General features: G+C 35.0%; 12 protein-coding genes. 11 read left to right on the top strand and 1 reads right to left on the bottom strand.

The annotated features are described in order from the left end of the window. The first annotated feature begins 432 nt into the window (after positions 1-432). The 10 genes from IGI43_RS05660 (at position 433) to IGI43_RS05615 (ending at position 11365) form a co-directional block, all read left to right on the top strand. Positions 433-1197: a hypothetical protein gene (locus tag IGI43_RS05660; protein ID WP_438756850.1), complete on the top strand. Its 765-nt coding sequence runs from the start codon at positions 433-435 to the stop codon at positions 1195-1197. Positions 1198-1691: 494 nt separating this feature from the next. Further along, positions 1692-1934: a hypothetical protein gene (locus IGI43_RS05655; protein WP_438756849.1), complete on the top strand. Its 243-nt coding sequence runs from the start codon at positions 1692-1694 to the stop codon at positions 1932-1934. 170 nt (positions 1935-2104) lie between these two features. Beyond that, positions 2105-3565, top strand: coding sequence for an amidase (locus IGI43_RS05650; protein ID WP_438756848.1), 1461 nt, complete (start codon positions 2105-2107; stop codon positions 3563-3565). A gap of 9 nt (positions 3566-3574) precedes the next feature. After that, a complete protein-coding gene (locus IGI43_RS05645; protein ID WP_438756847.1) occupies positions 3575-4420 on the top strand; it encodes a transporter substrate-binding domain-containing protein in 846 nt (281 codons plus the stop codon). Beyond that, on the top strand, positions 4421-5101 hold the full coding sequence (locus tag IGI43_RS05640; protein ID WP_438756846.1) for an amino acid ABC transporter permease: 681 nt from the start codon (positions 4421-4423) through the stop codon (positions 5099-5101). It begins immediately after the preceding gene. 573 nt (positions 5102-5674) lie between these two features. After that, complete coding sequence (locus IGI43_RS05635; protein ID WP_438756845.1) at positions 5675-6673, top strand: LacI family DNA-binding transcriptional regulator; 999 nt, start codon at positions 5675-5677, stop codon at positions 6671-6673. 62 nt (positions 6674-6735) lie between these two features. After that, positions 6736-8427, top strand: a complete 1692-nt coding sequence (locus IGI43_RS05630) for a glycoside hydrolase family 13 protein (RefSeq protein WP_438756844.1) — start codon at positions 6736-6738, stop codon at positions 8425-8427. Next, a complete protein-coding gene (locus tag IGI43_RS05625; protein ID WP_438756843.1) occupies positions 8417-9847 on the top strand; it encodes a PTS transporter subunit EIIC in 1431 nt (476 codons plus the stop codon). The genes IGI43_RS05630 and IGI43_RS05625 overlap by 11 nt, the downstream gene beginning before the upstream one ends. Before the next feature lie 259 nt (positions 9848-10106). Next, positions 10107-10244 (top strand): hypothetical protein, encoded by a 138-nt coding sequence (locus IGI43_RS05620; RefSeq protein ID WP_438756841.1) that lies wholly within the window; start codon positions 10107-10109, stop codon positions 10242-10244. Further along, a complete protein-coding gene (locus IGI43_RS05615; RefSeq protein ID WP_438756840.1) occupies positions 10217-11365 on the top strand; it encodes a hypothetical protein in 1149 nt (382 codons plus the stop codon). The genes IGI43_RS05620 and IGI43_RS05615 overlap by 28 nt, the downstream gene beginning before the upstream one ends. Before the next feature lie 268 nt (positions 11366-11633). On the opposite strand, the gene IGI43_RS05610 is transcribed toward IGI43_RS05615, so the two are convergent. Continuing rightward, positions 11634-12377, bottom strand: coding sequence for a MurR/RpiR family transcriptional regulator (locus tag IGI43_RS05610; RefSeq protein WP_438756839.1), 744 nt, complete (start codon positions 12375-12377; stop codon positions 11634-11636). Between the two features lie 162 nt (positions 12378-12539). Here IGI43_RS05610 and pfkB point away from each other — a divergent pair, with 162 nt between their 5' ends. Then, positions 12540-13478, top strand: a complete 939-nt coding sequence (gene pfkB / locus IGI43_RS05605) for a 1-phosphofructokinase (RefSeq protein WP_438756838.1) — start codon at positions 12540-12542, stop codon at positions 13476-13478. Position 13479 lies beyond the last annotated feature (1 nt).

Here is a 13479-nt window from a genome sequence, read left to right as displayed (position 1 = left end):
TCATAACTATTTTTTTGATAACATCAGTGGCTGTAGGGAAAAAGAAAAGATCCTATTCCTGAAGAACACGTTCTACTATTTTATGATGGTGAATAGAATAAATGAAAATAAAAGATTGATGGTGTTTTACTAAATTTTCAATAGAATGTTGTTGTAAAAAGTAGAACAATGTCTAAGTTAAATAAAGAGCATATAAATAGAGAAATTAAAAAAATAAATTGAAAGTATTAGATTACTGTTTAATTCGCTTTCGCAAATACAGCTTCTAGAACTCTTAGTTTAGATATACAAAAAGAGGGAGCATTTTCCTATTGTTTCTTTTAGCAAATGTATCTGTAGGAATAAGTGAGACTCAAGCAAACTCTTTAGAGTCTCAACGCTTAAAAGAGCCAATTAATAAACTTTTTCCAGATCCAACATTTGCACACTATATTGCAAAAAAATTTAGGTAAAGAAACTACAGATACTGTTACACAGGCAGACTTGAATAGTATTACCTACGTTAATATCTCAAGTTCGAATATCTATTCGCTAGAAGGAGCACAGTATTTAGATAGAGTGAAAGCTTTTCACGCCTATGATAACAATATCAAATCACTAATACCTCTCTCTGAGTGGCAACCAAAAAATTTGCAAAATCTCCAACTTCGATTTAACCCAATCTCAGATGTAAAACCATTAATAAATATTAAAAAATACCGTCCAGATATTTGGAATTTGGATTTAACAGATACTAATTTAGACAATGCGGATATGCTAGATATTATACAGTTGCCGTCAGCTAATCAAATGTTTGCCTTTGGCTCAAATAAAATTGATGATTTTTCACTTTTAAGATATGCAAACTTTTGGAAGTGTCAAAATTCTGCTTGGGTAAATAATCAAGACTGGCATAACAATCTTAATCTTATTGAACTTGCTCCAATCATATATTTTACTAACTGTCCTAGATCAGTTACTGTGCTAAATAAAAGTAAAAATATTGATGGAAAACCTATGAAAATTTCTAATATATCTCATAACGGAAAAGCATCTGAAGATAATTCTAGTGTAACTTGGGATTCAATAGAAGGAAGACCAGATTTTTTATCATTCGAATATTATGAAACAACAACAGAACGATTAGAAGGTATAAATTATAATCAACCGTTCAAATATGGTGGAAGCTACAAAATTCCGATTTTTTATGTAGATTAATTTACTTAAATGTGTTGAAATTAAAAAAATTGTAACTAAATATCTAATGAATAAAAAGAAATCTAGAAGCTGTATTCATGGAATTGAATTGTCTTAAACTGGTATAAAAGATTGATGAAGATTTTAAAGAAAAAAATATTTGAAATTTAGTAGTTTTACGATGCAGTAAAAACCTATAATATTTCATATTCCTTATCTTCAATGTATAGATGATAGTTAATTTTAAAATAAAAAAATATAAATGAATTGAGAACAAAGGAGAGAATATTTTAAAATTTATTTAACATAGCTAAATACCTAAATTTAAATAGATAATAAAATAAATGTCGAGTGATTAAGTGACGATCAGTTTTTTTATTAAATCACTCCTTTTTATTTATTAAAGAATTGAAAATAGAAGTAAGGCTGATTGACTGTTTTTATGAGAAATTTTCCAGATAAAGTAAAGAAGTAATTTAAATAGCTCCTAATTCAAATTTTTAATGGTCTCTTAAATGATAGGTAATAGAGGAGCATATTTAAAATCTGGGAACTATCAAGTGGATATAAAAAAGAAATGGACGTGGACAATTCCTTTTAAGGTAGAGGGGGAAAGTGCTAAGAAAGAGGACAATCAGCTACATATAAAGGATTCAAATGATAAGCGTGCGACTGTTTATATCGTTGGTATACAGTTAGTTGTTGGGTTTATTGTACCTGGCTGGATTCTTTATAAAATCAAGAGAAGGAAAAAATAGATTAATAGCTTAATTGTTATTTTCAAAGGATCAAGTTAGCTAAGAGTACTTTATAATAGCTCTAAATAGTTTTTCTTTTAATATGTAGAAACTCTCTTCAAGCAAAATACTCCTAAAAAATCCCCAATAACCTGTATAATAAAACCATCAGGATTGTAAGGGGGATGATCATGAAAGACGGCTTGTACTACGCAACACAATTTAGAGACAAAAAACTAAGCGTGACAGAATGGATCGATGAGCGAACACAACAAGTAAAAAAGTTGAATCCTGAACTCAATGCATTTGTTGATTGGGATGCAGAATCAGCAAAAGAACAATACGAAGCTAGAGGAGCAGAAACTGGTCCTTTTTTTGGCTTGCCTATTCCTTTAAAGATGTTGGGACAAGACAAAGCAGGAATGAAATCTACGTCTGATTCTCGTTTATTTACAGAAAATCGTGCTAGTTCAACAGATAATTTTGTTAAAGGCTTAGAACAATTGGGGCTGATTCCATTAGGAAAGACAAATGCACCGGAGTTCGGGTTTAAAAATATTTCTGATCCAATAATTTATGGACCTACTAGAAATCCATGGAATCTTGATTATTCGCCAGGAGGTTCTAGTGGAGGCGCAGCAGCAGCAGTTGCTAGCGGATTATTCCCAATTGCTGGTGCAAGTGATGGCGGCGGTTCGATTCGAATTCCAGCATCTTTTAGTGGTTTGATCGGTCTAAAGCCAACACGCGGCAGTATACCAGTCGGGCCAAATAGTTGGCGCGGTTGGCAAGGTGCATCGATTGACTTTGCTTTAACTGTTTCCATGAGAGATACTGAAACGTTGTTTTATCATTTGCGTGGAACAAAAAAAGCAGCACCGTATCAAGCACCAAAAGCGGAATGGGAGCATCAATCAGCAGCAAGGAAAAAAGTCTTGAAAATCGCCTTTTTAACGGAATCACCTGTCGGAACATCCGTTTCAGCGGAAGCGATAAAAGCAACACACAATGCAGCAACATTTTTAGAACAACAAGGTCATGAAGTAACCGAAATTCCGTATCCAGTCAATGGTCGTCAATTGATCGATAGCTATTATCTGATGAATGGCGCAGAAACGGCTGCGATGTTTGAAGGGATTCAAGAGGCAATTAGGCGGCCGCTTACCAAGAATGATATGGAATTAATGACTTGGGGTATCTACCAATATGGGTTACAGATACCTGCAAGTCAGTATACGAGATCACTTCATCTGTGGGATCAAGCGGCATATAAAATGGAGCAATTATTCGAGGAATATGATTTATTATTAACGCCGACCGCCGCTGATAGTGCGCCTAAAATCGATGCAGAATTGCAGAGTGATCGGATTCGTAAAGACTTAGCCCAAGCGGAGGCACTTTCCATTTTACAACTAAAAGACTTAATTTATGACATGTTTGAAAAAAGTCTAACAATCACTCCGTTTACTCAGCTTGCGAATTTAACGGGACAACCAGCGATCAGTTTACCCACCCATGTAGCTGGATCTGGTTTACCGCTGGGGATTCAATTTATGGCCTCTAAAGGCCGCGAAGATATTCTTTTCCAAGTTGGAAAACTTTTTGAACAAGAGCAGAAATTCTTATTACCAAAATATTATTGTGGAGCATAGGAGGATCAAATGAAGAAAATATTTACTAGTTTAAGTATTGTTGCATTGGGATTAATGTTGGTTGCGTGTGGTGGAACAAAAGATAAGTCAGCAGGGCAAGATAATAGCTGGGAAAAAGTAGAGGATGCAAAGAAGTTAACTGTTGCTACGTCAGGAACGTTATTCCCCTCTTCTTATTATAATGATGAAAATAAATTAACAGGTTATGATGTGGATGTTATCACGGAAGTGGCAAAACGTTTAAATCTTGATGTTGAGTTTAAAGAATACAATGTTGATGGTCAAATCACTTCAGTGGATAAAGGGGAATCTGATTTGGCAGCCAATGATTTTGGTTTGTCAGGTGATAGAGGGAAAAAATTCATCTTATCTTCTCCAATCAAGTACTCATTTGATAGTATGATCGTTCGAAAAAGTGATGATTCCGGGATTGCCTCTCTTGAAGATTTAAAAGGGAAAAAAGCGGCCGGCGAACCAAATACAAATTATATGAAAATAGCCGAAAAATATGGTGCAAAATTGGTAACATACGATAATGCGACAAATGATCAATATTTGACTGATGTCGCAAATGGTCGTACGGATGTTATTTTAAATGACTATTATTTACAAAAAATGTCTGTAGGAGCTTTGCCGAATATTCCAGTGAAAATTTTAGAGAATGTCTATTTTAATGCAAATTCTACGGGCTTTTTAATGAAAAAAGACAGTGTTTCTTTAAGTGAAAAAATAGATAAAACGCTAAAAGAAATGCAAGAAGATGGAACAATGAAAAAAATTTCTGAAACATATTTCCAAACAGATGTTTCTGTTGAACCAAAAGAAAAAGTTGAAGAAAGTGTTTCGGTAGAATAAATGTATATACCCAAAATTGATTTTCACTTGATGATTGATTCTATTCCGTTTATTCTGACAGGATTGCCGTATACGTTAGGTATTAGCGTAGTGACTTTTTTGATGGGAAATGTCTTGGGTCTTATGTTGACTGTATTAGGAATGTTGCCATCAAAGCTGATCAAAGGATTTGTGCGTTTTTATATTTCCTTTTTGCGAGGAGTTCCAGGTTTGGTATTATTGTTTCTTTTGTATTTTGGTTTACCCTATCAGTTAAGTGCATTAACTGCAGCGTGTATTTGTTTTAGTTTGACCAGTAGTGCCTTTATTGCCGAAATCTATCGAGGCTCCATTGCTGGTGTGGAGGCAGGCCAATGGGATGCAGCATATGCTCTAGGGTTGCCGTTTGGAAAAGTGATGCGCAAAATTATTTTGCCGCAAGCCTTTCGAATTTCGATTCCGGCTTTAGGAAACGTTGCGATGGATTTGTTAAAAGGAACGTCTTTGGCTGCAATGATCACAATTCCAGATATTTTTCAAAAAGCGAAAATCGTTGGTGGACGAACCTTTGATTATATGTCGATGTATATTCTAGTAGCGGTGATTTATTGGTTACTATGTGTAGCAATCGGCTTTGGACAAGGTTGGTTAGAAAGGCATTATCTAAATCGTTACAAGGGAAAAAATGAAGTGAGAGTATAAAATAATTCTGTGTAAGTAGCTGATAATAATGAGGCTGCTTGGACAGTTTTTATTTTTGTCTGTGGGTATAAGGCAAAGTCTAATTAAGGTTTTTTATTTAAAAAAGTGAGTATAGTAAACAGTATAAAGATGAATCGAAATGAAAATATTGGGGAATATGAATAGAGAAAACGTGTTAAGAGATAGTGTAGATTTTTGAAAAGAGACTTAGGTATTTTACGAAAGAGGTTATGCGGATTCATCTTAGCAAAAGAGTCTAAAAAAAGAACGATGAATATTAATCTTTTGAAGAGGTAGACGAGTTATTAGAAATTGCTAGTGATAATGATGTGGATTTTATAGCGCTAGAAGAGGAATAAGTGGTCGGATTTTGCTTGGGTTTTGGAAGTGAATTTTTATCTAAAAAGTGGTTTTCGTAAGCTTTCTGATTTGATTGTTTTTAGAAAAAGAGTCTGGATACTTTTTAAAAAGATTGTTCATTCAAAAAAGGACAATCGCAACATTATTCAGACTGTTGACAAAAATAAAAAAATACACTATATTTATGATATCGATATCACAAAGGAGACGGAAATGGCTACAATTAAAGATGTCGCAAAAAAAGCTGGTTTATCCGTTTCAACTGTTTCTCGTTTTTTAAATCATCATCCGTATATTTCTGATGAGAAGAAAGAACGAATCCAAAGAGCAATGGATGAACTAAATTATGCGCCAAGTGCAATAGCTACACAACTTCGCTCAAAAAAATGCACCACGATCGGTGTGCTGATTTCGAGAATCACTAATCCATTTTTTTCTTATTTAGTGGATGCCATCGAAAAACAAGCAAAAGAATATGGGTATCAACTGTTGATCATGCAAACTTATGATGACTCAAAAGCAGAGCTGAAAATGTTAGAGTATCTAAAACAGCAAATTGTCGCAGGTGTGATCATGACATCGATTGAAAGCGATTCACATGTGATTGAAAGCTATACAAACTTTGGACCTATTGTGTTGTGCAATGAAAAATTGGCAGAAACAAAAATTCCCAATATTTCTACCAATCAAGAAGAAATCAGTTATGAGGCAACAAACTACCTCGTTCAAAAAGGCTATCGCAAAATCGCTTATTGTACTGGGGGGAATTTAACAGTTGGAGGACATGGGCAGCGAAGAACCAAAGGCTTTGAACGAGCACTTGCTGAACAGAATTTATCTATCAAAAATAAGTGGATCTTCAAACAAGTCCATAATATGGAAGATGGACAAAAAGTAGCAAGAGAAATACTGGCTCTACCCAAAAATGATAGACCGGATGCTGTGTTTAGTGGTAGTGATGAGGTTGGTATTGGAATTATCCAAGAAGTTCTTCAGCAAGGATTACGTGTACCAGAAGATTTGGCTGTATTAGGGTTTGACAATCAACCGAGTACAAGTATCATTGCAGTTCCTTTAACAACGATCAATCAGCCAACGACAGCCTTAGGAATCGAAGCAACAAAATTAATGATAGCTTTGATCGAAGGAACAACCTATAAAGTGAATAAAAAAGAACTTATTTTATCGCTGATCGAGCGTAAATCCACATAGGTGGATTTATTCTTGTGAAAATATGATATCGATACCACAAGTAGTGAAAGGATGAATAAATAGTGCGTATAGAAAATAAAGACAATAAATGGTGGGAAAAAGAAGTGATCTATCAGATTTATCCCAAAAGCTTTAAGGATTCAAACAATGATGGAATTGGTGACATTCAAGGGATTCAAGAGAAGTTACCTTATTTAAAAGAGTTAGGGATCACTACGATTTGGATTTGTCCGATTTTTACCTCCCCAATGGTGGACAATGGGTACGATATTTCTGATTTTGAAGGGATAAATCCTGAATTTGGTACGATGGCAGACTTTGACCGCCTACTAAAAGAAGCGAATAAACTAGGGATAAAAGTGATTTTAGATTTAGTCATTAATCATACATCGGATGAACACCCTTGGTTCCAAGCTGCGTTAAAAGATAAGGAAAGCCCTTATCGATCATACTACATTTTTAAAGAAGGAAACACAGAGCCAAATAATTGGCGGTCGATTTTTGGCGGTTCTGTTTGGGAAAAACTTCCGAATGAAGATGTCTATTATTTTCACGCATTCGATAAAAAACAACCTGATTTAAACTGGGAAAATCCTGAGTTACGCCAAGATTTATATGAAATGATCAATCGTTGGTTAGATAAGGGAATCGCTGGTTTTCGGATCGATTCTATCACCTTCATCAAAAAGGACCAAGATTTTGAGAGTCTTCCAGCTGATGGTGTTGATGGCTTAGCTTCTTGTAAAAATAAAACGCGTAATCGTCCAGGAATCGAAGTATTTTTAAATGAACTAAAAAAAGAAACGTTTGAGAAATATAATTGTGTGACAGTAGGTGAAGCACCTGGTGTACCTTATGAAGAATATGGTGATTTTATTGGAGATGATGGTTATTTTTCTATGATTTTTGATTTTAACTATTCAGATATCGATGTTGAATCAGGTTCTGATTGGTTTAAACGAACAAATTGGACCGCAAAGGAATTCAAAGAAAAATTGAAACGTTCACAAGAGGTATTACAGGCAAATGGTTGGGGTGCTAATTTCATTGAAAATCACGATCAACCGCGTGCTGTCTCTAAATTTATCAAGCCTGATTATCAAACAAATGAGGCGACTAAAGCAATAGGGATGCTTTATTTCTTTTTACGAGGAACGCCATTTATTTATCAAGCACAAGAGTTGGGCATGCAAAATGCTGAACGTAAAACAATTGATCAATTTAATGATATTTCAAGTATCGACAATTATTATCGTTCGATTCAAGAAGGATATACACCGGAAGAAGCGATCACATTTGTGAATCAGCGGAGTCGAGATAATACGCGTACACCATTTCCTTGGGACGATAGTCAGTTCGGTGGCTTTTCAAATACAGTGCCATGGCTAGCGATGACCGAAGAAAACCCAAGTAGAAATGCACTGCAAAATCAGGTGTTAGACCATTATAAACAGATGATTGCACTGAGACAACAAGGAGCAGTAAGTGAGGTTCTAACCAGTGGTACCATTACTTTCTTAGAAAATGTACCAGACAATGTGATCGCCTATAAACGTGTGTTAAACGAGGTAGCCGTGTATTGTTATACGAATTTAAGTGACACACAAGAAACGATTTCTTTGGAAAAAAATACCGTTCAAGTCCTTTTAAATTCTCATGATACGCTAGTAAGTGAAGCAAACGAAATAACGCTACATCCTTATCAAAGTGTTTTGTTAAAAAAAATCAACGAGGTGAGTGACAATGGCAATTAATTATCAACAAATTGGAGAAGAAATCGTAAACGTTGTAGGGGAAAAGAACATTACGGGAATTACCCACTGTGCCACCCGTTTACGTTTAGAAGTAAAAGACCGAGAAGCAATCGATGATAAAAAAATCGAAAAAATCGATCAAGTAAAAGGAGTCTTTTTCAATGCTGGACAATATCAGATTATTTTAGGTACAGGAATCGTGAATAAAGTCTATGATTCTTTGGTTCAAAACAACAATGAATTATTAGAAAAACAAACCTCTTTAGAAGAAATGAAAAAACCAAGTAATCCAATTAAATATGCGGTTCGGACGCTTTCAGATATTTTTGTGCCCATTATTCCAGGAATTGTTGCAACGGGGTTATTTTTAGGCTTGAAAGGAGTCTTTTTAAACGAAAGTGTTCTTTCATTTTTTGGCACCTCAGCCGATAAAATTCCTGAGTTTGTTTTAGTACTTATGAATGTGTTGACCGATACGGTATTTGCTTTTTTACCAGCGTTGATTTGTTGGTCAGCGTTTAAGAAATTTGGCGGAACACCTATCATCGGTTTTGTGATCGGGTTGATGCTAGTGTCGCCAATGTTGCCAAATGCTTATTCTGTAGCAGATATAAATAGCGGGGTGGAACCGTTGATGGCATTTGGTTTTATTCCAATTGTTGGCTACCAAGGGAGTGTTTTGACTGCGTTAGTAATTGGTCTTTTAGGGGCAAAATTGGAAAAAGTTTTACGTAGAAAAATGCCGAATTCTTTGGATTTGATGTTTACACCGTTTGTCGTTATTTTGGTGATGCTATTAACGGGTTTATTAGTCTTAGGACCAATTTTACACTTTGTAGAAAATGGTTTGGTGTACTTGATTACTGGCTTGATCAAATTGCCTTTTGGGATTGGTGGGTTGCTGATTGGATTTTTATATCCATTAGCGGTTATGACAGGGATGCATCATCTGTTTATTATGATCGAAACAAGTTTACTTGCAACGACGGGTTTTAATCCATTGATCACGTTGTGTGCGATGTATGGATTTGCTAATGCTGCGGTGAGTTTTGCAATCAGTGTGAAGGCAAAAGATAAGAATGTGAAGGTTATCGGGACTAGTGCGGGTGTGACCCAACTTTTAGGGGTAAGTGAGCCAGCTTTATTTGGAATAACGATTCGTTATGGTATGAAGCCGTTAGGTATTATGTTAGGTTGTTCTGCATTAGGTGGAGCTATTTTATCCTTATTAAATGTGCAAGCGAATTCATACGGTTTGGCAGTTATTTTATCGCCATTAATGTACATTTATAGTTCGTACCAATTGGTGACCTATATTGTGGTTGGTATTTGTATTTTTATCCTATCATTTATTTTAACGTATCTGTTTGGTGTGCCTAACGAGGTAATGATGTCAGATGATGAGTATTTAGGAGAATAACAATTGGCTAGATAAATGGACGAATTATGTGGTCTTGTAGTTGTTTAGGAAAAACCGTGGCAATTGATTATGAGACTGTAAAAAAATGGATAGCTTGATTGTAACTAAGGACGTCTATAGAAATTGTAGATGTCTTTTTTTGTATAGATGAATTAGGAATAAGTGAAAAATATACTGAAGTAGAGCGATTTATGTATTTACCTTTCACAAAATCAATGAGACAATAGAGGTGAAAAAGTTTAATTTTGGAGGGGAAGAAATGGGAGATTCATTCATTCAAAATCAGTGTTCTGCTTGTGGTGGAGCAATCGCTGATCCGAGTGTAAAAAATGTCCTCATTGTGGGACATCACAAGATAGTGTTCAAAAGATGCTTGATGAAAAAAATAAAAATATAGAACTTTGCTCTAACTGCGGTTCACCTGTCACGTTTAATATTGAAAAGCAGCAGTTTGCATGCGATTTTTGTCATTCTACATTTACGACGAAAGCTGAAAAAGATTTTGATAATCTGACGTATGAGGCTGATGATTTGATTCCATTTCACGTGCCAGAAGGATTAGCTAAGAAACGTTTTTTTGAATGGCTGATCAAAGGTGAAAATGTTCCTTTAGACATTTTAGGTAAGATCAATAATGTTCAGTTAGAGCAAGTCTTTATACCATACATGGGCGTAAATATTTCTTACGAAGGTTCGTGGGGTGCTGATATTGGCTACAATCGTTCTGAAAGTTATACAGAATATGTGACAAAAGAGGATAAGAAAGGCAATAAATATTCTGAGCCAATCACAAAGACACGTACAGTTGTTGATTGGAATCATTCAAGTGATATTTTTTCAGGGACTACATTCCAAAGTCATATGATCAATGACGAACTAACGGGTTCTATTGCAACATTTGCAAGTCGTTCCAGCCATTTGGCTTTTTTGGAGAACACGAAACCATTTGATGAACATTATACGGCTGGTACTCGACAGTTGAAAATTTCATCAAATAAAGTTTCCCAAGTGCTACGTTCAGTCCGAAGTTTTGCCCAAGAAGAAGCAGAGAAAAAAATGCTTAGTATTTTGCCTGGTGATAGCAATAAAAATGCTAAAATAACCAAGTTTACCTATGATCTAACGTCTAAATACACATATGTTCCTTTCTGGAAAATTACGTACAAGTATGAAGGCATCGATTATATTGTAATCATCACAGCAGCAACTAAGGATAAAATAGAAATAGACGGCAACCGTCCATTAAGTCAAGATGATTCAACTGTCGAAAAAAGAATGAAGAGAAATGGCCGATTTGGTCTTTTAGGAAGTTTGCTAAGTTTGTTAATTACTGTATTCGATATTCTTCCAGATGCTACTGGACCACTTTTTGGGATGCTCTTTATAGTTGGATTAGGCGTTTGGATTTATTTTGCAGTTAAACGACATAGTTTCCTAGGCAATAATAAAAAACATCTTAAGAATAATTTACATGAATATCCTGAGTATGTGGGGTTATTAAAACAATATCCTGAATAGTTTCATTGAGACGATATGGCTATGAGGATACGTGCATTTTGTATACTATCATTTGTCTTGTTTTATATAATAGATAACTTTTAATAAAATAATAAAGTTAAGTTTAGTGAGAAGATGATTTTTTCGGAAGGAGATTGGCGCAGAAGCGGTCAGTCGGATTCGGGAAGGCTAGGATATAACTCTTAGAGTTATATCCTAGCCTTCTTTTGTCTTTCTAATAGGTCTTATTTATAGGCTATTTTTTTCAGAACTTTTTGAGTTGTCCCCCTCAATTTGTTCGGATCGCATAAGAATCTAATAATATTCTCGCCATAACTGATAACGGCAATCTAGAACGAACTTCATATTCTGGAAAATAAGAACCTTCTGATTTAAAACCAGTGAAGACGATTTCGGATAACTGAGCCAAAGAACTACTTGAATTAGCAGTCAAGGTAATCGTACTAACATCATTTTTCAAACAATTTTTTACAGCAGTAACTAATTCAGGCGTTTCTCCATTCAAAGAAATCAATAGCACAATATCATGACTGGTAATTTTTTTACTCATACTAGTAATGATATTTGGATCAGCATGCATTTCACAATATTTTCCCGACAATTGAAATTTTACCGTCATTTCTTGGGCGATCAATTCAGAAAAGCCACGGGCAAAAATCACGATTTTTTGTGCGGCTTTGATTTTTTGAATCGCATCTTCAATACTCCCACTATCCAGCATATTGATCGTACGGATAACTTCACGTTCATTCTTTAAAATGGCTCGTTTGATTTTTGCATCGATTTTTTCAACACCAGAAAAGTTGATCGTTGTATTGGATTGGTCTTTTAAATGATGTTTGAAAGAAGTAAACCCTTCATATCCCTTCTTTTTCATAGCACGAACAATCGTTGCGGTAGAAACATTCGCTTTTTCACTTAATTTGACGATGGAATAATTAGGGATCTCAACAAGATGCTGATCAATAAAATTCCATAAATATTTTTCTGAATCACTTAAGGCTTTTTCCATGTTGAAGACTCCTCCATTCTACTTCATATACCTTTCTCTATCATACCATTTTAATCCCAAAGAAATAAAAATTGTATCATTTTTCAGCTGATTTCCGTGATTATGAAAACATTTACATAAGAAAGTAGTTGATAATACAAGTGTGAGGAAAGGGGGAGGAAAATGGTTCAACTCTATACTTGTACGATGAATTTGGCGATCGATCTCTTTATAGAAACTGAAACAATGAAACCAAAGGTAGTCAATCGCACGCTCGAAGACGACATTCAAGCCAATGGTAAAGGGGTCAATGTATCGTTGATACTCAAAAAACTAAATATAAACAGTACCGCAATTGGATTTAGTGGTGGTTTTACAGGTCGGTATATTGAAGAGTGTCTCTTTGAAAAAGGAATCACTACACAATTTATTCATGTACCAGAAAACACGCGAATCAATGTCTTCACTCAAGTTAATAAAGAACAAACAGAATACAAATTAGTCAATAAAGGGCCTAAAATCCCTAGCGAAAAAATCAATGAACTTTTAACAATCATTAGAACGATTGAAGCAGGTTCCTATCTTTGTGTGTCAGGGAGTTTACCGCAAGGAATTTCAGAGATGATTTTACCGGAAATCAGTTGTATCGCGCAAGAGAATAAGTTTAATTTGGTATTAGATAGTAGTTACCACAGTGTGATGGATTGTTTAGTCTATCAGCCTTACTTACTCAAACCTAATGAAGAAGAATTAGCAAGTTGGTTCGATCAAAAAGAAATTTCTTTAGAAGAAAGTCCAAAGTATTTAAAACGATTAATCAACCAAGGTGCGCAAAGAGTGCTGCTGTCATTTGGCAGTAAAGGGTGCTTTTATGCAGATAAAAACAGAATGATTTACGGAAATTCACCGAAAGGAAAAGTCGTCAACACAGCTTGTGCAGGTGATACATTATTAGGAACATTCATTAGTGGATTATTAAAAGAGGAAGCGCTGGACGAAACGTTGAAACATAGTATTGCTGCTGGCAGTTCGACTGCTTTTAGAAAAGGATTGACTGATTTTAGTGATATTAAAGAGTTAGAAAAACAAATTGTGATCAAGACAATAGAAGGGAAGATTTAAT

It is taken from the genome of Enterococcus sp. AZ126, from assembly GCF_051714545.1.
Lineage (GTDB): Bacteria > Bacillota > Bacilli > Lactobacillales > Enterococcaceae > Enterococcus_L.
This window is presented reverse-complemented; position numbering and strand designations above follow the sequence as displayed.

Bases quoted from the DNA above. Each gene is read 5' to 3' on its own strand.
- IGI43_RS05655 (WP_438756849.1), top strand. From the start codon at position 1,692: ATGATAGGTAATAGAGGAGCATATTTAAAATCTGGGAACTATCAAGTG.
- IGI43_RS05650 (WP_438756848.1), top strand. From the start codon at position 2,105: ATGAAAGACGGCTTGTACTACGCAACACAATTTAGAGACAAAAAACTA.
- IGI43_RS05645 (WP_438756847.1), top strand. From the start codon at position 3,575: ATGAAGAAAATATTTACTAGTTTAAGTATTGTTGCATTGGGATTAATG.
- IGI43_RS05640 (WP_438756846.1), top strand. From the start codon at position 4,421: ATGTATATACCCAAAATTGATTTTCACTTGATGATTGATTCTATTCCG.
- IGI43_RS05635 (WP_438756845.1), top strand. From the start codon at position 5,675: ATGGCTACAATTAAAGATGTCGCAAAAAAAGCTGGTTTATCCGTTTCA.
- IGI43_RS05625 (WP_438756843.1), top strand. From the start codon at position 8,417: ATGGCAATTAATTATCAACAAATTGGAGAAGAAATCGTAAACGTTGTA.
- IGI43_RS05620 (WP_438756841.1), top strand. From the start codon at position 10,107: ATGGGAGATTCATTCATTCAAAATCAGTGTTCTGCTTGTGGTGGAGCA.
- IGI43_RS05615 (WP_438756840.1), top strand. From the start codon at position 10,217: ATGCTTGATGAAAAAAATAAAAATATAGAACTTTGCTCTAACTGCGGT.
- IGI43_RS05610 (WP_438756839.1), bottom strand. From the start codon at position 12,377: ATGGAAAAAGCCTTAAGTGATTCAGAAAAATATTTATGGAATTTTATT.
- pfkB (WP_438756838.1), top strand. From the start codon at position 12,540: ATGGTTCAACTCTATACTTGTACGATGAATTTGGCGATCGATCTCTTT.